The organism is Succinivibrio dextrinosolvens (assembly GCF_900116345.1).
GTDB classification, from domain to species: domain Bacteria; phylum Pseudomonadota; class Gammaproteobacteria; order Enterobacterales; family Succinivibrionaceae; genus Succinivibrio; species Succinivibrio dextrinosolvens_B.
Genome location: NZ_FPAH01000007.1, coordinates 72,911 through 99,028 on the forward strand (window position 1 = coordinate 72,911; position 26,118 = coordinate 99,028).

General features: G+C 38.9%; 18 protein-coding genes and 1 tRNA gene. 9 read left to right on the forward strand and 10 right to left on the reverse strand.

Annotated elements, in window-relative coordinates; all coding sequences use genetic code 11:
- Positions 1-4 precede the first annotated feature (4 nt).
- The gene (gene mutM, locus BM308_RS03765; RefSeq protein WP_074942983.1) at positions 5-823 is read right to left on the reverse strand and encodes a bifunctional DNA-formamidopyrimidine glycosylase/DNA-(apurinic or apyrimidinic site) lyase; all 819 of its coding nucleotides are present in this window, start codon (positions 821-823) and stop codon (positions 5-7) included.
- Positions 824-1,287: 464 nt separating this feature from the next.
- On the opposite strand from mutM, the gene BM308_RS03770 reads away from it, so the two are divergent.
- Together BM308_RS03770 and BM308_RS03775 are read left to right on the forward strand one after the other, a co-directional pair.
- The gene (locus BM308_RS03770; protein ID WP_143098555.1) at positions 1,288-3,975 is read left to right on the forward strand and encodes an autotransporter outer membrane beta-barrel domain-containing protein; all 2,688 of its coding nucleotides are present in this window, start codon (positions 1,288-1,290) and stop codon (positions 3,973-3,975) included.
- Between the two features lie 209 nt (positions 3,976-4,184).
- Positions 4,185-5,231, forward strand: coding sequence for a Fic family protein (locus tag BM308_RS03775; protein ID WP_074942986.1), 1,047 nt, complete (start codon positions 4,185-4,187; stop codon positions 5,229-5,231).
- A 218-nt stretch (positions 5,232-5,449) separates the two neighbouring features.
- Here the strand turns inward: BM308_RS03775 and BM308_RS03780 are convergent.
- The 5 genes from BM308_RS03780 to BM308_RS03800 all read right to left on the reverse strand — a co-directional run bounded on the left by BM308_RS03780 (position 5,450) and on the right by BM308_RS03800 (position 10,265).
- Positions 5,450-5,525 (reverse strand) — tRNA-Thr (locus BM308_RS03780).
- 113 nt (positions 5,526-5,638) lie between these two features.
- The gene (locus BM308_RS03785; protein WP_074942987.1) at positions 5,639-7,135 is read right to left on the reverse strand and encodes a tripartite tricarboxylate transporter permease; all 1,497 of its coding nucleotides are present in this window, start codon (positions 7,133-7,135) and stop codon (positions 5,639-5,641) included.
- A 6-nt stretch (positions 7,136-7,141) separates the two neighbouring features.
- Entirely contained in the window at positions 7,142-7,588 is a 447-nt protein-coding gene (locus BM308_RS03790) for a tripartite tricarboxylate transporter TctB family protein (protein ID WP_074942989.1), read from the reverse strand.
- 51 nt (positions 7,589-7,639) lie between these two features.
- Complete coding sequence (locus BM308_RS03795) at positions 7,640-8,593, reverse strand: tripartite tricarboxylate transporter substrate binding protein (RefSeq protein WP_143098556.1); 954 nt, start codon at positions 8,591-8,593, stop codon at positions 7,640-7,642.
- Between the two features lie 40 nt (positions 8,594-8,633).
- A complete protein-coding gene (locus BM308_RS03800) occupies positions 8,634-10,265 on the reverse strand; it encodes a Na/Pi cotransporter family protein (RefSeq protein WP_074942992.1) in 1,632 nt (543 codons plus the stop codon).
- Between the two features lie 327 nt (positions 10,266-10,592).
- Between BM308_RS03800 and glyQ the strand changes: the two genes are divergently transcribed.
- Both glyQ and glyS read left to right on the forward strand, forming a co-directional pair.
- Complete coding sequence (glyQ, locus tag BM308_RS03805) at positions 10,593-11,519, forward strand: glycine--tRNA ligase subunit alpha (RefSeq protein WP_074838342.1); 927 nt, start codon at positions 10,593-10,595, stop codon at positions 11,517-11,519.
- Positions 11,520-11,532: 13 nt separating this feature from the next.
- The gene (glyS, locus tag BM308_RS03810) at positions 11,533-13,599 is read left to right on the forward strand and encodes a glycine--tRNA ligase subunit beta (protein WP_074942993.1); all 2,067 of its coding nucleotides are present in this window, start codon (positions 11,533-11,535) and stop codon (positions 13,597-13,599) included.
- A gap of 2,171 nt (positions 13,600-15,770) precedes the next feature.
- Here glyS and BM308_RS03815 read toward each other — a convergent pair.
- Genes BM308_RS03815 through BM308_RS03830 form a run of 4 tightly spaced genes read right to left on the reverse strand, consistent with a single transcriptional unit; the run spans position 15,771 to position 22,025 of the window.
- The gene (locus tag BM308_RS03815; RefSeq protein WP_074942995.1) at positions 15,771-18,263 is read right to left on the reverse strand and encodes a DNA gyrase subunit B; all 2,493 of its coding nucleotides are present in this window, start codon (positions 18,261-18,263) and stop codon (positions 15,771-15,773) included.
- An 8-nt stretch (positions 18,264-18,271) separates the two neighbouring features.
- Positions 18,272-19,357, reverse strand: coding sequence for a DNA replication/repair protein RecF (gene recF, locus BM308_RS03820; protein WP_074942996.1), 1,086 nt, complete (start codon positions 19,355-19,357; stop codon positions 18,272-18,274).
- 45 nt (positions 19,358-19,402) lie between these two features.
- Positions 19,403-20,536 carry a DNA polymerase III subunit beta gene (gene dnaN, locus BM308_RS03825; RefSeq protein ID WP_074942998.1) on the reverse strand — a complete coding sequence of 378 codons (1,134 nt, stop codon included), beginning with the start codon at positions 20,534-20,536 and terminating at the stop codon, positions 19,403-19,405.
- Positions 20,537-20,552: 16 nt separating this feature from the next.
- A complete protein-coding gene (locus tag BM308_RS03830) occupies positions 20,553-22,025 on the reverse strand; it encodes a chromosomal replication initiator protein DnaA (RefSeq protein ID WP_074943000.1) in 1,473 nt (490 codons plus the stop codon).
- Between the two features lie 208 nt (positions 22,026-22,233).
- Here BM308_RS03830 and rpmH point away from each other — a divergent pair, with 208 nt between their 5' ends.
- The 5 genes from rpmH to mnmE are packed head-to-tail and all read left to right on the forward strand — an operon-like array spanning position 22,234 to position 25,964.
- Complete coding sequence (gene rpmH, locus BM308_RS03835) at positions 22,234-22,377, forward strand: 50S ribosomal protein L34 (protein ID WP_031490834.1); 144 nt, start codon at positions 22,234-22,236, stop codon at positions 22,375-22,377.
- Positions 22,370-22,726, forward strand: a complete 357-nt coding sequence (rnpA, locus tag BM308_RS03840) for a ribonuclease P protein component (RefSeq protein WP_074943001.1) — start codon at positions 22,370-22,372, stop codon at positions 22,724-22,726. Before rpmH ends, rnpA begins: the two co-directional genes overlap by 8 nt.
- Positions 22,693-22,935, forward strand: a complete 243-nt coding sequence (gene yidD / locus BM308_RS03845; protein ID WP_074943003.1) for a membrane protein insertion efficiency factor YidD — start codon at positions 22,693-22,695, stop codon at positions 22,933-22,935. Before rnpA ends, yidD begins: the two co-directional genes overlap by 34 nt.
- Positions 22,936-22,956: 21 nt before the next feature.
- Positions 22,957-24,582, forward strand: coding sequence for a membrane protein insertase YidC (gene yidC / locus BM308_RS03850; RefSeq protein ID WP_074943004.1), 1,626 nt, complete (start codon positions 22,957-22,959; stop codon positions 24,580-24,582).
- A gap of 8 nt (positions 24,583-24,590) precedes the next feature.
- Positions 24,591-25,964: a tRNA uridine-5-carboxymethylaminomethyl(34) synthesis GTPase MnmE gene (gene mnmE, locus BM308_RS03855; RefSeq protein WP_074943006.1), complete on the forward strand. Its 1,374-nt coding sequence runs from the start codon at positions 24,591-24,593 to the stop codon at positions 25,962-25,964.
- Positions 25,965-26,118: the final 154 nt, after the last annotated feature.

Consider the following 26,118-nt stretch of genomic DNA (forward strand, 5'->3'; position numbering starts at 1 on the left):
CTCTCTATTTCTGGCAATGCGGGCAGTAGAAGGTTGAACGCTGCCCCTGAACGGTACTTTCTATTCTGGTACCGCAGATCTTACAAGGCTCACCTTCGTGTCCGTATACGTACAGATTCTGTACAAAATAGCCAAGCTTACCATCAGCTCCAGAGAAGTCACGGATAGTTGTCCCGCCTTTCTTAATAGACTCCTTCAGAAGTAATGGAATCTGCTCCACCAGAGCATCACACTGTTTTCTTGTGATCTTGTTGGATGGAGTAAGCGGACTGATTCTAGTTAGAAAAAGAACCTCTGAGGCATAGATATTGCCCACACCAACTACAATTGAGTTATCCATCAGAGCCTGCTTGATACTCTTTTTAAGTCTGTTAAGACGTGAAAACAGGTATTCAGAGGTAAATTCCTGAGAGAAAGGCTCAGGACCTAGATATTTTAAGGGCTCACACTGATAAGGGTCCTGTGATTGATCAAAATACAGTACCAGACCAAAACGTCTGATGTCGTTGTATCTGATAAATATTCCTGACTTAAGACCGATTTCAAAATGATCGTGAGTATCCATAGGAGTCTCATGATCTAATACCCTCAGATGACCGGTCATTCCAAGATGCATCACAAGATAGCCGTTTGTTGTGGTTATAACGATATATTTGGCACGTCTTTCGATTTTTAGGACCTGAGCGTTGACCAGTTTCTTTAAATCTGGAGAGAAAGGCTGTCTTAGGGATTTGTCATCAAAATAAATACTGGAAATAACAGCGTTCAAAAGGGGCTTTTCAATTCCACGTTTTGTAACTTCGACTTCTGGCAGTTCAGGCATAGGGCAGTACCAAATAAAAGATTCTGACTACAAATAGTACAATCAAAATACCATTAAATTACTATTAATAAACTGTTTTAATAATTTAACCTTGCAGATTGATCATTCCAACTTTTAAGCCTGTATTATAGGAGTTTTCTAAGAATAGAACAGAACTGTTACCACAAAATATACAAATAAATATTTCAGCAAGATTTTCCTATGTATTTACCTAGATAAAAAACTAATAGTTTGAAAAACAACCTAATAATTCCATTATTAGAATCCTCTCACATCCTCCATTAAAGTCACTTTATAAACCTTTTCAACTCTTTTCTCACTTCATTTATTAAAAAAAAAAACTGAGATTTTTATTAGAAAATATTCGCTTTAAAATTGCCTTTTTCAGTTTTTTTTATACACTTCAAGTAAAAGTCATCAGCTGATATCTGCAGCTATATAGCGTATTTATCTTGGAATAATTTATGACTTATAAAAGGTATTATTCTAATCATCGTATCTTAAGGCATACTCCAATAGCCAGATATATCGCAGCAGTTCTGTCTAGTAGTATTGTTGTATGGCCTACAATTACGCTAGCTGACAGTGGCGGTGAGATTAAGTCATTTTCTGGTAAGAATTGGTACATGGGTATACTGGGCACAACTGCCAATCATGTCATAATCAATACAGATTCAACAACACAATATGACAATGCCGTTGGTGGTTATTCGGATAGTAATCTGAACCCAGGAGGATTGGTACGTAATAATGTTCTTGAAGTAGCAAACGGCGGAGTAATAAAAGAATATGTTTATAGTGGCTATGCAATAAACAACAATGGATTAGCAAGTGTAACCTCCAACACATTAAACTTAAAAAATGGCAGTACAGTAATGCTTAGCGCCTTCGGCGGCAGGGCTGAAAGTCAAGAAGGAACAGCCAGTTCCACCTCTAACAGAGTAGACTTAGAAAACGGTAGCACAGTCAACATGAGTGTCTACGGAGGCTATGCCAGCAGTAATACAGGAACAGCCTGGTCAAAAAACAATCTCGTAACGATCAGCGGAACAGTGAAAAAAGGGGGGACAACACAAAATTATATTTCTGGGGGCTGGAGCTACAGTAACAATGGAACAGCCACATCTTCTGGGAACAGAGTAATCATCGCCAACGGTGGTAGTGGAGATCATGCCCACGGAGGCTATGCCGGTTCCAGCTCAGGAACAGCTAATGCTACTTCCAACATATTGAACCTCTCTGGATCTGTAACAAAAGCATACGGAGGCTACGCTGATAACGGCATAGAAACTTCAGATAGCATAGCTATGAGCTCCGACAACATCCTAACAATATATGGCTCTGCAACTGATGCTTACGGAGGCTATGCGGAAAGTAGAAAAGGAACAGCTACGGCCAGTGGTAACATTGTTATCATTGAACACGGTGGTATAGCCGGACTGAATGCCTACGGAGGCTGGGCCGAGGGTGGTAAGTACGATTTAGACTATGGTAATGCCACAGCATCTGGAAACAAAGTGATAGTAAATAACGGAGCCAAACTTGGACATGATGCCTATGGAGGTTTTGCTCATAGTAAAAATGGAACAGCCAATGCTTCCGGCAACACCGTATACTTGAATACAGGTGAAAATTTAAATGGCTCTGTCTATGGAGGCTATGCTGACAGCAAAGCTGAGGCCAAGGCAAATAATAACACAGTAATTCTTGGGGCAAATCTTAAAACTAATTCACTTGCGAATGTATCACTCTATGGTGGTTACGCAAAGTCAACATCTCAAGTCCTTCAAGAGTCCATTGGCAATACTCTGGAGATCTGGACAAAGGATCTGAATGTAAAAAGTATCAACAACTTTGATAACTATTACTTTGTCATACCAGCAGGCACTCATAACGGAGATACGATTCTAAGAATCGTAGGTGGTACAGCAACATCATTATCCCAGCAAACGAATTTCACGGCAGTAGTTGCAGCACAGGCAACGCTTACCCCAGGATCCAGAATCTCGCTTATCAACAACGAGAACGGAATTAAAAATACAAGTGGTAACCTTCTTACCAGAGGTACAGATTATAGAGAAACTCTTAAGGCAAGAAAGGGCGTTTCTCTTGATTACCACTTTGTTATCAGCAATGACGCCAACAATATTTATGCCACCGTTGTCGATATAAAACCTAATTCCCAAACAAAAGCGATAATGGAAGGACGACTTGGCGGTCTAGGTTTAGTAAATCTTGGTGCCGATTTAGTTACAGGTGAAGGAATAAGGCAGGCACTGACAAGTACAGATGTAGGAGGAACAGCTCCTGGCACCAGCACTGTCGCCCCATTCTCTGCAGTCGCTGCCGGTAAACAGCGACTTAAGACAGGCTCACATGTCGATGTTAATAGCATATCAGGACTTGCAGGCATTGCAGCAAGTAAAAACTATGAGTCCATGAGTATAACCGGAGGAGGATTCTTCGAGTTTGGATATGCACGTAATAAAACCTTTAACAGCACGGATTCTGGCGATGTTAACGGCAAGGGCAATGCCCATTATTACGGAATCGGACTTCTGGCACGCCTTAATCTGACAGATACAGTACTCAAAGATATGTACTGTGAAGGATCAATACGCTTTGGACGTATTTTTAATGACTGGCATACCAACGACATGGTGGATGTACTTACAGGTAAACGTGCAGAATTCGATGTCTCCAATTATTACTACGGAGGACACCTTGGACTAGGCTATGTTATACATACAACCGATGTTGTTGATTTAGACCTGTACGGAAAGGTGTTATGGTCACATCTTGATGGTAAAAGAACAAAAGTTGCTGACGATCAGTACAAGTTTGCCGACACAGACTCGTGGCGTAGCCATATGGGAATAAGAGCTGATTATTCCTTGAACGACAAGTTAGCTCTTTACGCAGGAGCAGCCTGGGAGCACGAATTCAATGGTGATGCTAAAGCTAAAATTATCAATTCAACCATGAGTTATGATGTTCCTGCGCCATCAACCAGAGGAAACTCAGCAGTTATCGATTTCGGAGTTGCAATTAACAATCCGGCACCAGGAGTAACTCTGGGAGTAGGCCTTACAGGTTACATTGGAAAACGCCAGGGAGTTAGCGGAAGTCTTCAGGTAAGTTACGAGTTCTAAATCACCAACATAAAGTGAATTTGCCCACAAAAAACATCTAGCAGCGAATTATTGGAAAAGCCACACCGTTCACACTCTTCAATCAGAATAAGATAAAATTTCTTTTTATCCCTTAAATATGGTATTAAATTATGGGAATATTCTCTTAATTATTTGCTATTCCCTTATTTTCTTATATGATTTAAGGTAAAGATAATATAGGAAAGCTTATGAGAAACTTCAATTATTCAGATTTAAAAAAGCAGAAATGGGATTCAGAAATACTGGGACTTGTTGCTGGAATTTATAAAGAAGTAGGTAAACAGGAATTGTATTTAAAACAACGTCCATCTGAGCTTTCTAAACTGGTTGAAATTGCTAAGATTCAGAGTACCGAGGCTTCAAATGCGATAGAAGGTATTGTTACAACCAGTACCAGAATTCGTCAGCTTGTCCAGGAAAAAACAACTCCAAAGAATCGGGATGAACAGGAAATTGCAGGATATAGAGATGTTTTATCCATTATTCATGAGAGTTTTGATGCAATCCCTATAACCCGTAACTATATTCTTCAGTTGCATAAAATCATGTACTCCCATATAAATAATCCTGCAGCAGGAAGAACCAAGACAGTTCAGAATTATATAAGTACTACCTATCCTGACGGTCATACGCAAATTCTTTTTACCCCTCTTTCTCCATATGAGACACCCGAAGCCTTGGATAGGCTATGTGAAGAATATAACCTTGTTATAGGAAATTTTGAACTTGAACCTTTAATTGCGATACCAGTGTTTATTCATGATTTTCTTTGTATCCATCCCTTTAATGATGGTAATGGTCGCATGAGCCGATTACTAACAACATTGCTTCTTTATAGAAGTGGTTTTTATGTTGGAAAATACATTTCTTTAGAAGCCAAAATCGCAAAAAACAAAGATCTCTATTATGAGACGCTTTCAGCTTCAGAGCATGGATGGCATGAAGGAAAAGAAGATCCTGTTCCTTTTATAAAATACTTATTAGGTACAATCCTTTCTGCTTATAAAGATTTTGAAGAAAGGTATTCTCTCGTTGAACCAAAACTTCCAGCCATAGACAAGGTTAGACAGGCGTCAATGAATAAGATAGGCCGATTTACCAAACAGGATATTCGTGAATTATGCCCATCATTAAGTATTAGCTCTGTTGAAGGTGCTTTAAGAGAACTTGTGGCAAAAGGAGAAATCAAACGAGAAGGAAAAGGTAAAAATACCTGTTATTTACATACAAACTGACCTGATCAGATAAAATATGCAGCTGTTATTCTCCCAATTCCAAAACGCTTTCTCCCAAAAAAAGACAATTTTGGGAGAATAAACATTCAAAAATTTGTGTATACCTTTTTTGTATTGAAATACAAATAGTAGATGTTGCTTGGAGTCTGTTGAAAGCGGAAAGAAAAAGACAGGCTTTGAAAATAAAAAAAGCAACCAGTCGGTTGCCTCTTATTGTATGGTGCTGGCAGTAGGTCTCGAACCCACGACCCCCTGTTTACAAAACAGGTGCTCTACCAACTGAGCTATGCCAGCATCACTACGGGGAGAGATTATACAGATATTTGAATATGTTGACAACACTTAAATGAAATTAATTTTACGGTGTTTACCCAATTAAACAAATATCTGTATTTAAAGTTCTTTTTTTACTGTTTCTGCACCTTTTTCTCCAGTTTTGACATAACAACAGGAGACATTACACCAAGAACACACAGCACAATCAGGATCCAGCATAATGGGGTTGAGAACAGAATTGATGGATCACCATCATTAAGCATCAGTGATCTGCGAAGACCGCGTTCACCGATTGGGCCTAAGATAAGTCCCAGCACAATAGCAGCAGGATTCAGATCGAACTTTCTTGCCAGATATCCTAGGATACCGAACAGGAACATGATGCAAACCTCAACCAGATTGTTGTGAATAGCATAAGAACCGACTACACACAGCACAAAGATTGAAGGGATCAGAATCGCATCTGAGAGTTTGGCAATCTGAGCAAAGCCCTTGCAGCCTAAAAGACCGATAGCCAGCATCAGGAACTGAATGATCACGAAACCGGCAAAGAAGGTATAGGTCATGTTCGCATAGGTTGTAAACAGCTCAGGACCAGGCTGCAGACCGTGAATGATAAGACCGCCCATTAAGACAGCTGTTACAGACTCACCAGGAATACCCAGGGTCAGAGTTGGAATCAGAGAACCACCGGTAACAGCATTGTTGGCAGCCTCAGAACCTGCTACACCATCAATAGAGCCCTTGCCGAACTCCTCTTTGTGCTTAGAGAAGTTTCTGGCCTCGTTATAGCCCATGAAACTTGCAATTGAAGCACCGGCACCTGGAAGAATACCGATGATATTACCAATCAGCCAGGAGCGGATAATGGTTGGACTAAGACGCTTAATCTCCGCAAAAGATAGACCTAATCTGTCATTAAGCTTGGCTGACTCTGCTCTTTCCTTAATTCTTTTCTCAGCCAGAATCAGAATCTGAGACATGGAGAATAAGCCAATAAGAGCACAGGTTGTATCAATTCCGTTATACAGTGTGCTCATGCCGAACATGAATCTTTCAACACCTTCCATTGGATCCATACCGATGGTTGAGATCAGAAGTCCAATCACACCGGACATCAGACCTTTAAGCATAGATTTGGAAGCCACACCAGCAATAATGGTCAGACCGAACAGTGACAGCCAGAAATACTCAGGACTCTTGAACTGCAGAGCCAGAGTAGCCAGCAGAGGTGAGAAGAAATAAAGAGAAATACAGCTTAGAAGTCCGCCGCAGAAGGATGCAAAACAGGCCACAGTTAAAGCCTTGGCAGCCTTGCCTCTGATTGTCAGCTGATAACCTTCAATAGCTGTTGCAGCCGATGCCGGTGTTCCAGGCGTATGAATCAGAATTGCGGATATGGAACCGCCGAAAATTGCACCGCAGTATATACTTCCAAGAACAATCAGACCTGTAGATGGTGACATACCGAAGGTTACAGGCAGCAGCAGAGCCACACCCATTGCTGCAGAAAGTCCTGGCAGACATCCTATAGATACACCGATAGCAGTAGCCAGTACCATCAGTAGTATGTTTAGAGGAGAAAGAGCTAGGATAAATCCTTCTCCCATGAGAGCTAATGTATCCATATTCTTTTACTCAAAAACTACACCCATTGGAAGAGGAACCTTCAGGAACATGGTAAACACAAAGTAAATAACCAATCCCAGTACAAAAACTGTCAGTACCGAATTCTTCAGAGGAACTTTCAGGAATGACATGATTATGATCAGATAAGCGATACTTGTGATGTAAAAGCCGATATAGTAAACACCTGCAATATAAATCACACAGGCAGCCAGTACTGTAAAGAACTGACTTTTCAGAAAGCCCTCAAATACAGAATGCAGATCATTTTCCATTCCTGTCTTTTTAAGTTTGATTAGATTCAGGACTACAAACAGAGTATTCAGAATAAAGAGACCACTTATGAGACAAAGCGGATAGGTCTGTGCTTCAGGAGGCAGCTCCTGCAGGTAATAATAAAAAAAGAGGCAGATACCGTATATAAATACAACAACGCCTACATCAGATTTTTTCACAATATATTTCCTAATTTAAAATGCCGGAACAAGTCCGGCATCATATGTTATTTACTTGTAAAGATTGGTTACAACATCCTTACAGAAAGCTTCCTGCTCAGCAATCAGATTACCAAATGCCTTGTCATCCATGAAGTCTAACTCAAGACCAGCTTTCTGGTGAGCTTCGATAACAGCAGGATCTTCAGCGGTCTTCTTGAAGGCGTCAACATAGAAATCAACAACCTCTTTTGGAGTGCCTTTAGGAACAACGATACCTCTTGCAGAGCCGTACCACTTGTTGTAGTAGCCGCACTCACCTAGGGTTGGAACATCTGGAAGTGACTCGAGTCTGTTCTCAGAGAATACACCCAGAACACGTAACTCAGGCTTGTCACCCTTGATTAGCTGAGCAACGTCAGCTACCTTTGCACAGGTGAAGTCAACTTCGTTCTGACGTAAAGCCAGAAGCTGATCTGCGGTTCCGCCATATGGAATTGCCTTGTACTTGAAGTCAGCACTGGTTGCTAGAAGCTGAGCTGCAGTGTGGTTTGAAGCCTTAACACCATTGGTAGATGCTCTGATGTTAGGATTCTTCTTAGCAGCCTCAACAAGATCCTTTAAGGTCTTGTATGGGCTGTCAGCCTTAACAGCAACAACACCGGTCTCGGTCAGATGATTACATACAGGGATAACATCTGAGGTCTTGAATGGAGCATTTGGCAGAGTAGCCAGAGTAGTAAAGGTTGGAAGGTTAATAAAGCCGATGGTCTGACCGTCACCCTTGGCCTGTACCAAGGCAGTCCAGCCAATCTTGCCGTCTGCACCAGGCATATTGTTGATAATCAGAGTCTTACCAATGTACTTTTCTGCCATAGAAGCAAGAACACGAGCACCGGTATCAGTACCAGAACCAGCCTTGTAGGCAACAATTACCTTAACATCACCGGTTGGCTCCCATGCGGTAGCATTGAAAGCAGCACCGATTATGGTTGCGGCACATAGAAGTTTAGTAAGTTTTCTCATAATAATCCCCTTATGTTGTGGAAGTAAAAAAATCTTTCTCTTAATCTTCGGTAAGATTCATCTCCTGTTCCTGATTCTTCAGTTCGCCTTTATGGAAAAGCGGATCGAAGATTACACAGATATGTCTGTACTGTTCCAGAATCTCAAGCAGAATCATAAAGAAACGCATATCCTGTTCAGCATTAAGATGAGTCTTTCCGATATAGTTTGAATGAAAATTAGTTATCAGTTTGAGACACTGATTCTTCTTTTGCATGTAATTCTGTTTTTCTTCTTTACCGTTTCTGAAGAAAGCATTTACAGCAAGATTAACCGCACTTGCACATTCACTTGAGATCTTGCCAAGCTCAGTTCTTATTTCCGGAATAAATGAAGTCTGATAGGTACCGTTAGCCTTATTAAGTCGCTTAACCATACCGTTGATGATATGAGCACATTCACTTACATCAGCAGAAGCGATAAGACATCTGTTCATGCGTCTGCGCTGTTTCTTTGAATCAAAATTTACACCTGCCAGATATTCGCTGATCTTACCTGCTATATCTCTGATTCTGTTCTTCATGTCATTACTGCTGACGCCTTCCTGAGGTTTATAGGCAATACTGTTTTCAAGGTTGGTAAACATCTGCTGCAGGAAATCACCAATACTCAGAACTTCTCTTATGGCATTACCAAGAGCCAGGTTAGGATCGATATAGGCAGCCAGGTCAAGGTGCTCAGGAGTATTAGGATCATACTCAACCTTGCGCTCAGGAATCAGAGCATACAGAAGTTTTGACATCAGACCTACACAAGGTAGCATAAAGAAACAGATAACCGCATTGAATACTACATGGAACCAGATTACGAACTCAGATAAAGGAAAGGACATCTCCTTTTCTGCATTCTCAATAGGTACCAGGAGACACAGGGCTATAATACCGATAATAATCTTGAAGAGGGTATTGCCATACATAACTCTTTTGGCGCTGATCCCCTGCTTTAAGGCACCGATTATCTCAAGAATACAGGAACCGATATTAGCTCCGATAACCACAGCCAGAGCACCGCTTATCTCAATGGCACCAGTGGTACATAAAAGTGATGTTAGAAGTACAGCAGCCAGACTTGAGAAACAGATTACAGCCAGAATCATTCCCAGGATAAGAGCAAAGGTAATCTCATCTGTAAGAGACTTAAGCAGAACTGCTGTCAGCTCTGCATTGGTTACTGTCTGAGTGGTTTGGACAATCAGTCTTAGTGCCAGAAGAATCAAGCCTAAGCCCAGCATGATACCGCCACTTAAATGCAGCTTTACTCTGTCAGCAAAACCAAGATACAGAAAAATACCCAGGGTAAGCAGAATTGGAGAGACTATGGACAGATCGCAGGTCAGCACACGGGCCATAATTGCTGTACCCAGATCGGCACCAAGCATAATGGCAAGAGCAATTCCTAGAGATAACAGATTCTTTTTCAGAAAGGATGAAACCAGAAGTGAAGTGGCAGTACTGCTCTGTACCAGCATAGTTGTGCCTAAACCAATCAGAACAGCTTTAAACTTGGAGTCAACTACGCTCTTTAAAACATTTCCGATTGATGCACCGCATGAGCTCATGACCGTCTTTTTAGTCATGTACACACCGAAAGCCAGCAGGGCAATCGCGCTAAACAGATTCAACAGAAAATACATAACTTGTCTTCACTCTCTGAATATACCAAGTTCTATTCTAATTTGATTTATATATTTATATTTCAACAAAATAGCAAAAATAAAAGTTATCTCAAATTATTAACCATACATTTGTTTAAACCGTTTGAGATGATTAACAGAATGGCAATTTTCATTCGTCATGATTATTTTTGTAACTTTTTTGCATTTTTCTTTACTTTTATGGGTAATTTTCCTTAATTAAGGCGCAAACTGAAGCGCTTTAATGGTAAAATGTAGCAACTTTTTTTTATTTGTTTTATTTGAATAGATCTTTATCTATTTTGTATTCGTAGCAAGGTTCAAAAAATGTCTAACAAATATGACCTTCAAACATTCCAAGGTTTAATTCTTACCCTACAAGATTACTGGATGCGCCATGGCTGCATGATTGCAGAGCCATTCGATCTTGAAGTCGGTGCAGGTACTTCTCACCCAATGACTTTCTTAAGATCACTTGGTCCTGAGCCAATCTCATGTGCATATGTTCAGCCATCAAGAAGACCTACTGATGGTCGTTACGGTGAAAATCCAAACAGATTACAGCACTACTATCAGTTTCAGGTTATTCTTAAGCCTTCTCCAGATAACATTCAGGAGCTATATCTTGGCTCATTAAAGGAACTTGGATTTGATCCAACCGAAAACGATATCCGTTTCGTTGAAGACAACTGGGAAAACCCAACTCTTGGTGCGTGGGGTCTTGGCTGGGAAATCTGGCTGAACGGTATGGAAGTTTCACAGTTTACCTACTTCCAGCAGGTTGGCGGTTTAGAGTGCTACCCTGTTACCGGTGAGTTAACCTATGGTCTTGAGCGTCTTGCTATGTACATCCAGAAGAAAAAGACTGTATATGACTTAATCTGGGCTCACACAGCAAACGGCGATGTTACCTACGGTGACGTATTCCACCAGAACGAAGTAGAGCAGTCTACATACAACTTCGAATACGCTGATACCGATTTCTTATTCAGCATGTTTGATCAGATGGAAAAAGAGAGCAGCTATCTTCTGAATCTAGAGAAGCCTCTTCCATTACCAGCATATGAAAGAATTCTAAAGGCAGCACACTGTTTCAACCTGTTAGATGCAAGACATGCAATCTCAGTAACAGAGCGTCAGAGATTTATCCTGAGAATCAGAACTCTATCTAAAGCTGTTGCAGAAGCATATTACAAATCAAGAGAAGAGCTTGGTTTCCCAATGTGCAAAAAGACTGAAAACAAGGATAACTAGGATTTAACATATCATGACAACCAATAATTTACTTTTAGAGCTAGGAACAGAGGAATTACCTCCAAAATCTTTACGTACCCTTGCTCAGTCTTTACATGATTCATTTGTAAAGCAGTTAAAGGATCAGAACCTTCATTTTGAGTCTTCAAAATGGTATGCAACCCCAAGAAGACTGGCCTTATTCATTACCGCTCTTGAAGAGAAGCAGCAGGACCAGGAGATTGAAATCAAGGGACCTGCAGTTAAGGCAGCTTTCGATGCTAACGGTAATCCTACCAAGGCAGCTTTAGGCTGGGCTTCAGCTAACGGCATTAAGATTGAAGATGCACAGAGATTAACAACCCCTAAGGGTGAGTGGTTATATGTCAAAACCACCAAGAAGGGAGCTAACACTGCTGATCTTGTTCCTGAGCTATTCAAGACTGCTCTAAAGTCTCTTCCAATCCCACGTTTAATGCACTGGGGTGATAAGAAAGAAGAGTTCGTTCGTCCAGTTCATACCCTATGTATGTTGTTCGGTGAGACCTTAATTCCAGGTTCAATCCTTGGTGTTGATTCATCAAAGGAAATCAACGGTCACCGTTTCTTAGGCTCTCAGAAGGTTGTAATTAAGTCAGCTGATACCTATGTTGACCAGTTAAGAACTGAAGGCCGTGTTGTTGCTGATTACGAAGAGAGAAAGGCATCAATTATCAAGCAGGTTACAGATATTGCTAACTCAGTTAACGGTAAGGCTGATCTTGATGATTCATTAGTTGAGGAAGTTACCTCAATCGTTGAAGAACCACATATCTTCAAGGCTTCATTTGAAGAGAGATTCCTGAAAGTTCCAGCAGAAGCTCTTGTATACACCATGAAGGGTGACCAGAAGTACTTCCCTATCTACGATAAGGATAACAAGCTGCTACCTTCATTTGCATTTGCTTCTAACATCAATCCAGATGATGCAACCTCACTTATTTCAGGTAACGAGAGAGTTGTAAGACCAAGACTTTCTGATGCAGAATTCTTCTTCCAGACTGATAGAAAGAACAGCTTAGATTCATACTTCAAGAAGCTGGAGAACATCGTTTACCAAAAAGATATCGGTACTCTTGCTTTCAGATCTGACTGTGTTGAGGAGTTAGCTAAGTATATTGCTAATGAAATCAATGCTGATGCAACCAAGGCAGCTCGTGCTGCTCATCTGGCCAAGTGTGACCTTGCAACAACCATGGTAACAGAGTTCACTGATACTCAGGGTATTATGGGTATGCACTACGCAGAGCTTGATAACGAAGATAAGGACGTTTCAGACGCTATCTTCGAGCAGTACCTTCCAAGATTTGCCGGTGATATCATTCCTACCAAGCCTGTTCAGATTTCTGTAAGTTTAGCAGAGAAGATTATTACTTTGGTTGGCATCTTTGGTATCAATATGCTACCTAAGGGTGATAAGGATCCATTCGGTCTAAGAAGAGCTGCTATCGGTTTAATCAGAATTCTGATTGAGAACAATATCTCTATCAACTTCTACAAGCTTATTGATAAAGCCTGCTCTATTCTAGAGGCTAAGCTAAAGTCAAAAGAAACCAAAGAGAATGTTATCAACTTCGTTTATAACAGACTAAAGGCTTATTATCAGGACCAGGGCATTGAGGCATCAATCTTCTTAGCAGTCCTATCAACAAATCCACAGGATATTCTGGATTTCGATAATAGAGTAAAGGCTGTTAAGCAGTTCAAGTCTCTGCCAGAAGCTGAGAATCTGGCTTCTGCATATAAGAGAATTAACAACATTCTAAGCAAGGCAGATAAGTTTGATACCAACATCAATGAATCACTTCTGAAAGAAGAAGCTGAAGTTAAGTTATTCAATGTACTGAAGACTGTTGATGTTAAGGTATCTAAGTTGTATTCAGAGAGCAACTATACAGAGGCTCTATCTGCTCTATCTGAACTAAAGGATCCAGTAGATAACTTCTTTGAGAATGTTATGGTTAATGCAGAAGATGCAAATATCAAGAACAACAGATTAGCATTACTAAATAATCTTCACGAAATTATTGCTAAAACTGCTGATATTTCAGTTCTGTACTAATTTAATTAAATAATTATTGAATCAGGGCTCATTTTTATGAGCCCTTTTTTATGTTCCAGGTGGAACATATTTATACCAAACATCCTTCCCCGGTAACTCTCATAGGTCTAAATTACATAGTATTATTGTTCCACATGGAACATTAGTGAATGTACAGTAGTTTACTTATCTATATAATTGTATTCAGAAATATGGAAACCATATCTACAATATTGTATTTGAAATAATGTTCCACGTGGAACATATTACTCATAATTCCGCATACATAAAATTCAATTATATGAAAGATCCATGTCAGGAAGATTTAACTATAACGTTCCACATGGAACATATCGTTACAAGTTAATCATTCATCAAATTTCATTTCTAAAAATATAACTTATTTTCTATATGAACATTCAAAAATGTTCCACGTGGAACAAATGTATGAAGGTAAAAGATTCAAAAAAATTACAATTCAAATATTTTATTAATTAACTATGAACTTTGATAAATCCATGTTCCATAAGATTTTATAATTTAGTGTTATATTCAAAAGAAAAGATAAACAATCATCGAATAATTACTAGATATTTAATAATCAAGAATAGAGAGTGTATCATTGATGATGTTCCACGTGGAACATCGAAGACTGAATATAATTCTGAACAAAAATATTAAAAAAATTAACTAACTATTAATGTCAATCTTAATATTTACATAATTAACGTTAATTAAATAAATACATCGAGAAAGAATATTCATAGATCCATACAATTTGCAATAAATATGTTCCACGTGGAACATAATCATCAGGTCCAAGAATATTTAATATGACAATTTAAAAGAAATAGAAATAAATAATTTGTTCAATTTCATACTTAACAATAGAACGATTATGAAGTATACCGAGAATTACATGAATATATAATAGTATAAGAATATTTTAATACCATTTAAAAACCATTATATAAAAAATAGAAAATGACGGTTTTAGTGGTATTGGTAATAATAATCCTAGTAAATACAGAGGAGAAGGAGCAGATAATCATCAAATTATGTTCCACGTGGAACATATAATTATATGAAAAACATTTACTGGGGAAATTTAAAGAGATTATTAGTTTGTATATTCAAGATCTAATTATATTACCTGATTATAAGTCTTAAAAGTATTGAATATTGAATATTGTATTCTTGTATTTTTACAGTAACTTTTCGTTATTTTAGCTACAAGTTATCTATAAGAATGTATCATTATTTCTGATTAATGTTCCATGTGGAACAATTGATTATTTAAGTTTATCAATATTATTAAAATTGTTATGGAAAATTCTAATAATTACTTCAATTCTCTTCCCTAGTCTAAACAATATATTACAAATTAGTTCATTTTAATCTGCAAATTTCTATAAGAATCATTTCATATCATTATTAATATCAATTTGTAGTTATATTATTGAATGTTCTACATGGAACTGCATTACTAATCTCTTAAAATCATCCAGATAAATAGTTTAATGTTGAAATTATATGATTAGTATTTGTAATACTTTATATATGTTCCACATGGAACGTAAATTATATAGACAATAATGACTAATTCTATATTCGGAATAACTAAGAATGATGAATACTGATCAAAATGTAATTCCAGATACTAAAAAATACGATTTGAAGTTCAATCAAATATAATATGTTCCTCGTGGAACATTGTTATAGTTCTTTCTTGATTAAAATAGAAATAACATTTAACAAATATTTATCAGTAAAAGGTAATAAGCGAGGTAAAAATTAACTTTACGACGTGAAGTTCATATATTCAGATGAATAAATCATGTTCCACGTGGAACACTGTTATAGTTCATAAATATTTTTATAGTCGGCTATAAAATATTATTTATTCAATATTAGCGTATTACTCCAGAAAGATAGTGACTTTATAAAATTGCGTTAATATAAATTCTAATTAACTAATCATGTTCCACATGGAACATATTGATAATATATAGTGAATAAAAATACATAATGATCAAACAGTTGATTTAAAGATAGGATCTAAAAAAATGATTATTTTTCATAATATTAGTTTATCTCCTTAGATAACCTTAAGGAATAACCTAAAAGGTTAAGATAATAAAAAACCTGGTATAAAACCAGGTTTAAATAATTAAATGAATTTAGATTAAAAATTAAACATCTAATACAGCTTCATCACTGTGAACTTCAATGTACTCTCTTCTTACAGGTACATCATCACCCATCAGATCAGAGAATAACTTAGTTGCTTCCATAGCATCACTCAAGTGAACTCGTTTGATACTTCTGGTATCAGGGTTCATAGCTGTTTCTGAAAGCTGAGCTGCACTCATCTCACCCAGACCTTTGTAACGCTGGATATTAACGCTCTCTTTAGCCTTCTTCTTCAGGATGTCATAAACTTCAGTTAAGTTCTTAACTTTAACTTCCTTATTATCAACAGGATTTGAAGGAATATACAGATATCCATCCTCTTCAATCAGATTTGAAGCCTGAGCATGTAATGCCTTAATCTTGTCATATCTAATCTTAGTTAGGAACTTCTCGTTGATAGTACATTCTTCATCAGTACCGAATACGTGCTTAATCACTACAGGATAGTACTTGTTATTCAGTTCGTCATGCTCGATTCTGTACTTGTAATACATGCCTTCTGAAGGGTTGGAAGGAAGAACCTTGATAAAGCCCTCTACCCAGGTCTTAACATCAGCTTCTGAAGCGAACATATTATCCTTGATTACATCGTAGTAAAGCATGTTGATAATAGCTTCATAGTTGTAATCAGCCTCCTGTTTGCAGGCCTTCTTTGCAGAAGCTACAACAGCAATGTATTTCTTGAATAGAGCTTCAAGAGATACAGGAGGAATTGCAGCAGCACCGCGGGATGGGAATAACTGGCCCATCTCAACAGCTAAAGAAACTTCAAAGAAAGCTGCATCTTCTTCTGTAATTACATATACAGGATCTTTCTTGGAGGACTTCTTCTCGTACTTATATAGAGGAGGCTCAGCAACATATACATAGCCATTCTCAATGATTCCTGGGAAGAAATGATAGAAGAAAGTTAATAGAAGAATACGAATATGAGCACCGTCCACGTCGGCATCGGTCATGATAATGATGTTGTGATACTTAAGCTTGGTTATATCGTAGTTCTCACCGATACCGCAGCCAAAAGAAATCACAAGATTAGAAATCTGTTCAGACTCTAAAACCTTATCTAAACGGGCCTTTTCAACGTTAAGAATTTTACCTCTTAAAGGCAGCACGGCCTGGAACTTAGAATCTCTACCGTTCTTAGCTGATCCACCTGCAGAATCACCCTCTACCAGGAATATTTCAGATAATGCAGGATTCTTTTCACGGCAAGGAACTAGTTTATCAACTGATCTGCTGCTTACGCCTGATCTGTCAGTACGTGACATATCACGTACCTTTCTAACAGCTTCACGGGTAACGGCAGCAGAAAGAATCTTCTGACAGATGTTGTCGGAGAAAATCTTCTTGTTGAAAATCAGAATATCCAGCAGATGGTTGTTGATACAGTTGTTAACTGCAGTACCTGCTTCAGAAGAAACCAACTTATCCTTGGTCTGTGAAGAGAATTTAGGATCAGGCATCTTAACTGAAATAACAGCAGTTAAACCTTCTCTGATATCCTCTGGAGAAGCGGTAACATTCTTCATCTTGTTATCGATGGTTGCATGTTCGGCCAGATACTTGGTAAAAGTATTTGTTATAGCACGCTTGAAGCCAGCTAAATGCTGACCGCCATCCTTCTGAGGAACGTTATTGGTGAAGCAGTAGATATTCTCTGTATAAGCATCAGTCCACTGCATAGCAATTTCAACACTGATGTTATCAATCTTGTTTTCATCATTCTCGTTAGTGAAATGAATGATCTCTTCCTGAATAGGCTTCTTACCCTTGTTCAAGTAGTTAATGAAAGCACTGATACCCTCATCCTTCTCATGATAGAAAACTTCCTGCTTAACAGGGGTCTCTCTTAAATCAGATAAGGTAATCTTAATACCGGAGTTCAGGAATGATAACTCACGCAGTCTCTTAGCAAGAATTGCGTATTCAAAAGTAATATTGTTGTTGAAGATTTCAGGAGATGGCCAGAAACGAACCATAGTACCATGTTCATCACTATCGCCAATCTGGTGAAGAGGAGCCTCAGGATGACCACCATTCAGGTAGATCTGCTGCCAGATATGATCTTCTCTTCTAATAGTAAGTTCTAAACGATCTGACAGAGCATTAACAACAGAAATACCCACACCATGCAGACCGCCTGAAACCTTATAGGAATTGGAGTCGAATTTACCACCGGCATGAAGAACGGTCATAACAACTTCAGCTGCAGAAACCTTTTCTTCAGGATGCATAGCCACAGGAATACCACGACCATTATCAGTACATGAAACAGAACCGTCCTCATGGATGGTTACTTCGATATGATCACAGAAACCAGCTAAAGCTTCATCGATAGAGTTATCAACTGCCTCGAAAACCATATGGTGTAAACCTGATCCGTCATCAGTATCACCTATATACATTCCAGGACGTTTACGTACTGCTTCAAGGCCATGTAAAACTTTAATACTGGAAGTATCATAATCATTGTTTTTTTCTTCTGACATTTGGTCCTCTATGAATCCGGTGTAATAGATGTAGAAATGTTTATGTATTTACATTCAATATGATCAGGAATATCTATTTGTTCTGAGATATTGGTTAAAAAGACCTGACACCTACAATCTATTAAATCATCTAACAAAAGATGTCTAGAGTGTGGATCTAGCTCAGAATTGAGATCATCAATTAGGAAAATACAGTTTCTGCCACTTTGCTGTCTTAGCAAATGGCTCTGCGATAATCTCATAGCACAGACAAGTAATTTTAACTGTCCTCTAGATAAGGTATCAGATGCTAAAAAACCATTGCATTTGACCCTTAAATCCGCACGGTGACAACCATAAAAAGTATACCCTAAAATGCGGTCTTTTTCAAGATTTAAATCTAGCGCAGAGCGCAACTGCAAGCCATTTTCCCAACCTTTTTGAAAGTTAAAATCAAACTCAAAATCGGGTAAAAACTGAAGCAGTTTTTCTCTTAAAATCGGGTACAGTTTCTGAAGATATTCTTCCCTTATGGAAGTGATATTTTCGCTGATTGATGACAGAGCATCATCCCACAGCTGAATCTCCTCAACAGAGGCATTCTTCTTGAGAAGGAAATTACGCTGGACAAGTAATTTTCTGTAATTCATCCATAACTGTTTGAATTCCGGATACAGATAATAGATCCCCCAGTCAATGTAGCTTCTGCGAAGATCAGGTGAACCTAAAATAAGATCAATACCCTGAGGATGAATAACCTGAACACTGATTCTATCCACCAGATCCAGAAGTCTTGAGGAATGCTCAGAATTCACAGAAACAGTCATGCCTTTAGATCTTGATTTAAACCTGGAAATGCCTAAAGTATCCTCAAATTCCCCCTTATCGCCCTTAATCTTTGCTGAGATAGTAATAGACTCAGTTCCTTTTCTGATAAGGGATAAGTATTTGCTGGTTCTAAAGGATCTGCCTAAACCAAGATATGAAATTGACTCTAAGAGAGATGTCTTACCTGAACCGTTTGGTCCATATATAAGATTAAAATTACTTGATGGCTTTATATCAAGATAGGAAATGTTGCGGCAGTTCTGAACAATAAGTCTGGTGATATGCATAAAGATTAATTGCGAAGAAAAGATATTCTTCGCAATACATTAAATTTAGACAACTACCTTACTGATGATATAGCTTGCCTTTAGCTCGCTATTGTCTGAAGCGTCGGATTTAATCAGAACGTTCAGCATAGGCTGGCTGAAACAGAATAAGACATTGTCAGTCTTAATTACGTTCAGAACATCACGAACATACTGACCATTCAGAGAAATCTCGATAGGAGTCTGAGCATCAGGTAAAGCCAGAGATGCAGTAGCAACCTCATGTTCAGAGTTCTCAGATCTTAAATCAACCTTACCATTACCAAAACTGAAAGATACACCGTTAACACGCTTAGATGACAGTACGGAAACCTGCTGTATCAGCTTATTGAAGGTTACACGAGGAATAGAGATAGTGGTATCAATAGACTTAGGAATAACTGTTCTTACATTAGGATAGCCACAATTAATCAGCTTAGATGCAAGAGAGAAGTTATTACATGAAGTTCTTACAGCATTCTTGGTGAACTTAAGAACAACCTCTGATTCTCCGGAATCATTAAGGATCTTAGACAGCTGAGCTGCACACTTCTTAGTGATGATAGCGCCAAATGAACCCGCAGTTGAATTCTGAGCTGAAAGCTGAGTTTCAAGAATTGCCATTCTGTGACCGTCTGAAGTAAAGATCTCAAGCTTTGAGCCATTCAGCTCAAAACGTATACCTTTCAGGTAATCACGGAAATCCTCATTGGAAACACAGAATACTGAAGAATCAATAATAGATTTCAGTAAGCACTGTTTGATGGTGATTTCCTGCTCGATATCCTCAAGCTCAAAAGATGGGAAATCAATTGAAGAACGGGTACGGATTTCAAAGGAAGTATTACCGTCTGAAATAACCAGCACATTCTTGTCTTCATCAAGAGTAATGGAAACCACACTATTAATATCAAGATTACTTAAAGTATCACGTAACTTGTTGGCATTAACGGTAATTTCACCATCAGACTCAACATCATCCAGAGGAATAATAGTCTTAAGCTCGATATTATAGTTTGTGGCTTTCAGATTAAGAGAATTCTCAGACACATTAATAAGAATATTCTGAGTGATATCCTCTTTATTAGGAGCTGTTCCTGCAATACCAGCAACCTCATCAAGCTGTTTCTTTAAGTTAGATAGTAGGACTCTGAATTTCATCTGATAAACTCCGCCATTACTCTTTCTTCAGTGACAGGATCAGTCTCTGATAAATTGCTGACTGTTCTTCTCTGTCATCACTGATTCTTTCACGAGTACGTTTGATTGCTTCATGCACAGAGGAATGATCCTTGTTAAAGGCTCTTCCAATGTCATTTAATGATAAATTCGGAATAAGGTCATTTGCAAGTGTCATAGCCATAGAACGTGCTAGAGATGTAGCTTTCTTTCTCTCTGCAGATTCCATTGAAGTAACAGTAACTCCATATTCCTTGGCAACTCGATCCTTAATTGCATCAATACTGGTTACCTGTCTATCGATATTTACAAGGTTTGACAGCAGTTTAACAGCATCATCACAGGTGATCTGCTTGCCGGTTATTTCAATATGCTGCTTAAGGGTCTTGATTGCACCTTCAATCTCTCTAACACTTGATCTGATGTTATTGGCAATATAATCAACAACATCATGCTCAAGCTGAATATCAAGTTCCTTACATTTACGTAAGGTAATTGCAGCACGGGTTTCAGCTGATGGAGGATAAATCTCTCTACATACACCTGAACCGAATCTTGAAACCAGACGTGGGTGAAAATTCTTCAGGTTTCCAGGAGCAACGTCAGATGCCAGAATCAGCTGGCTGCCTGGCTTATCAAGATAGTTGGCAATAATTTCAAAGAAGGTATCTCTTGATTTCTCACCTTTGGTAAGTGACTGAATATCGTCCATGATGAACACATCATGCTGAGTGAAAGAATCCTGGAATTTTACCTGTTCGTCAACATGGCCGGTTTTAGACATGGACTCTACAAACTTTCTGATGAATTCTTCTGCGCGGATATATACAACGGAAATCTCTGGCTTAGTGGCTCTGATTCTATTGGCAATAGCCCACAGTAAATGAGTCTTGCCTAATCCTGAACCGCCATATACATAGAATGGATTGTAGGATTCTGAACCAGGATTCTGAGCAATCTTCTGAGCAATTGCATAAACCAGAGAATTCTCAGGATCAGTAACATAGTTTTCAAAGGTCTTCTCTGGATTAATGTTATCTGCTCTAACCATTGAATGAGCAGGGGCAGGCTGCTGAACTGGAGGCATATTACCTTGCTGCTGAGGCATAGCCTGTACAGGGGCAGGATTGAAACCGTTGTTAATCTGATTGTTTGGTTCACTCTGATAGCCGAAATTTGCGGGCTGTGCAGGAGCTGCGTTCTGTGAGTTCTGAAGCTCGCTTGCTAAAAGCAGCTTTAAACCAAGACTATTGTTACCTAATAATCTTGAAATCTCCATATATAAAGATGGAGAGTATTCAGACATCAGTTTCATCATAAAATCGTTGTTACAGATAAAACATAGATCTGAACCAATAATTTGAATAGATGACTGGAATTCAATTAATCCGTAAATAGCCTGCTTCTGAGGATCATTGATAGACTGTTTACAACTTTGAATAGCGTCATGCCAGATTTGAACCAAATCCATAAAAAAACCTATCTTTTTATAATAATAATTACTTTCAATTAATCAAAAATATCATTCAATTAATAATGGCGAATAATTTTACCACATAATCGTGTTGACCTTAAGCACATTTACAATGTAAAATACCGTACTTTGTGTTAGTGGTGATTAATGTAATTAGTATTCACCTTATGTTGTTAAGGCGGTTGTCCCGTCGTTGGAGTTACAAATGAAGCGTACTTTCCAGCCAAATGTTGCTAAGCGTAAAAAGACCCACGGTTTCCGTGTTCGTATGCGTACTGCTGACGGTCGTAAAGTTTTATCACGTCGTCGTGCAAAGGGTCGTAAGCGTTTAACTACTGTTAATGGCTAATAATACATTTCCTCGGTCAGTTAGAATTCTAACTTCCGAGGAATACGACAAGGTTTTCAAAAATCCAGTCCGTGCAAGTGTCCCGGGAGTACTTGTTCTTGCAAGAAAAAATGAGGAGAATTGCGCTAGACTGGGTTTAGTCATACCAAAAAAAGTGTTAAAAAGGGCAGTCTGGAGAAATCGTGTAAAGCGAATTGCCAGAGAAACCTTTAGATTAACACAGCATTCTCTTCCAAACATTGATTTGGTTGTTTTAGCCAAACCAAAAATAGAAGAAATCAGCAATTCTGAACTGAGTGCAATTTTTAGACGACTATGGCTACAAATATCTCACCGTTTGGAAAAATAGCGATAGGCCTGATCCGCTTCTATCAAATCTTCATCAGTCCTTTGTTAGGGCAGCATTGCCGTTTTTATCCTAGCTGTTCTCAATACACTCTTGAAGCAATAAGAGAATGGGGTGTTCTAAAAGGAATCTATCTAGGGATTAAAAGGATTTCAAAATGTCATCCTCTAAATCCTGGTGGACTTGACCCTGTACCAAGAAAAAACAAATAAATCTTTTAGGATTTTTCCAAAATGGAACAACAAAGAAATCTGTTATTCATACTTTTACTTTGTGCAGCCATGTTCTTGTTCTGGGACTGGAATGCTGATAAAGCCAATGCACAGAAAATGGCTGATCAGGCAGCTAACCTGCAGTCACAAGAAATCAGTGCAGAAAGCGCTCTTGGCAACATGATTAAAGTTGCTAGTGATAATTTAGAGTTAACCATCAACCTAAAGGGTGGTGATATTGTTGATGCTAAGTTATTAAAGATTAAGCAGGAACAAGATAAGGAAGATCCTTTCCAGTTACTGATGACCACTCCTCAGTTCAAATATCAGGCTCAGAGCGGTTTAGCTGGAAAAGACGGTATCGATAACAGAGAGAGACCAGAATTCAAGGCAGAAAAAGCTGAATACAGAATCGAAGACGGTCAGAACAACGTTACCGCAAATATTACCTTTGAAAAAGATGGCGTAACCTACACCAAGAGTTTCTCAATTGATAGAGACTCTTATGTTGTTAACGTAAGCTATCTTGTGAACAACAAGTCAGAGAAAGACTTAAGCCTATGTATGTACGGTCAGTTAAAGCAGACCGCTGATGACTCATACTTGCAGAACAATTCTGGTTTCGGCATGGTAGCAAGTGCATATAGAGGAACAGCATATTCATCAGATGAAAACCGTTACGAGAAAAAGACTCTTGACGATATCATCGATGACAAGTCATACAACGTAACCACCAAAGAAGGTTGGGTTGCTATGATTCAGCATTATTTCGTATCAGCATGGATCGGCGGTGAGAACAACGTTAACAACGTTATCTACTCAAATCATGCAGATAACAACACCAGCGCAATCATCGGTATCAGAACTGACTCTGTAAATGTTGCAGCAGGCAGCGAAGCCAAGCTTTCAAGCAAGCTATGGGTTGGTCCTAAGAATCAGGATGCTATGGAAAGCGTTGCTAAGAATCTTGAGCTGACCGTTGACTACGGCTGGTTATGGTTCATCTCCATTCCTTTATTCAAGATCCTGAAATTCATTCATTCAATTATTGGAAACTGGGGCTTCTCAATTATCGTTCTGACCATGATTGTTCGTGGCGTAATGTTCCCATTAACCAAGGCTCAGTACACATCTATGGCTAAGATGCGTTTACTTCAGCCAAAACTGATGGAATTAAGAGAGCGTTACAAGGATGACAGACAGAAGATTGGTACTGAGACCATGAAACTGTACAAGAGCGAGAAGGTTAATCCTTTAGGCGGCTGCTTACCATTACTGATCCAGATGCCTATTTTCATCGCCTTATACTGGACTCTGATGGAATCAACAGAGCTACGTCAGTCAAGCTTCATGCTGTGGATTACTGACTTGTCCGTAAAGGATCCATTCTTTGTATTACCAATCCTTTACGGTGTGACAATGTTCTATCTGCAGAAGATGTCACCAACCCCTGTAACCGATCCTGTACAGCGTAAGGTATTCATGGCAATGCCATTTGTATTCACCTTCATGTTCTGTACATTCCCTGCAGGTCTAACTTTATATTGGCTTGTTTCAAACTGCTTCACCATTCTGCAGCAGTTCGTCATCTTCAGATCATTAGAAAAGCGTGGTTTGAGCATGAAGAAGCAGCCAGATTCTAAATAGTATTATTTATGGCAACAATCGAAGATACTATTGCAGCAATTGCCACTCCTCCTGGTAGGGGTGGCATTGCCATTATTAGGGTCTCTGGTTCCAAGGCTCTAGAAGTAGCAAAAACACTCACCGGAATCACTCCTAAACCTCGCCAAGTCTATTTCAAACAGTTCAAACTAAACAACGAAGTCCTCGATGAGGGTGTAGTTATTTATTTTGCTGCGCCAAATTCCTACACAGGCGAAGATATCGTAGAGTTCCAGGGACACGGCGGTAATGTATCACCAAAACGTGTTCTGAACGGAATTCTCAGCATTGAAGGAGTAAGACAGGCTCAGCCAGGTGAATTCACCAGAAGAGCGTTTCTGAATAACAAGATGGACCTTACAGCTGCAGAGGCAGTTGAAGATCTGATTTCAGCTGGTTCAGAAAGTGCCGCTAAAGCTGCGCTGTCATCTCTTGAAGGTAATTTCTCCAAGAATGTTAATGAGTTAACTGACAGAATCACCAACTTCCGTGTAAGAATTGAAGCCTGTCTGGATTTTCCTGAAGAGCATGAAGATTTCTACGAATCAGGAAAGACTGACAGAGAGCTTGATGATATCGAAGCTCTGGCTGCAAAGACCATCAGAATCGCCAATCAGGGTGTAAAGCTCAATGAAGGAGCCAAGATAGTTCTTGCAGGCTCTCCTAATGCAGGAAAATCAAGTCTTCTTAATGCTCTGGCAGGTGCAGATAAGGCAATTGTTACCAACATTCCAGGAACCACCCGAGACGTACTTACCGCACAGGTTGAAATCGAAGGTGTACCTGTAACCATTACCGATACTGCTGGTATCAGAGATAAGCCATCGGATGAGATTGAGGCAATCGGTATTCAGAAAGCTATCGACGAGCTCAAGAAGGCTGATCTGGTGCTGTTCATGATCGACGGTTCAAAGACACCTGTAGATGTCATGGAAACCTATTCTAAAGTGAAAGAATTTGAGTCAAACACCAACAGAATCATGGTGATTGTATCAAAGGCCGATAAAGACTTCTGTCCTGAGGTTAAAGCACTTTTAGAAGCAGAGCCTTTTAAAGAGCTTAAGCAGGTAAGAACATCTACTAAGACAGAAAGCGGCCTGGATGAGCTTAAGAAGGTCCTGGTGGATGCTTTGGGTATTATGCCTATTGAAGGTGTCTTTATCGCACGTAGACGTCATATAGCAGCATTAGAGAAGGCCTATGAGTACATCGTTAAGGCTAAAGAGATTGTTGCTACAGGTGATCTTGTATTATGTGCACAGGAAATCCGTCAGGCACAGGATTATCTTGGTGAGATTACAGGTACCGTTACTTCAGATGATATCCTAGGAAAGATTTTCAGTACCTTCTGTATTGGAAAATAATCTCAACTTCCAGATGCCTTAATCTGGAAGTTTCTTCATCAAAAAAAATAGCAGAGCGTAAACCTCAGACTTATAGTCTGAGGAGGAGCTCTGCCAACTCAGGCTATATATCTTAAAGAATTTCTTTACAATAACTGTTAGAATATAGGGATTA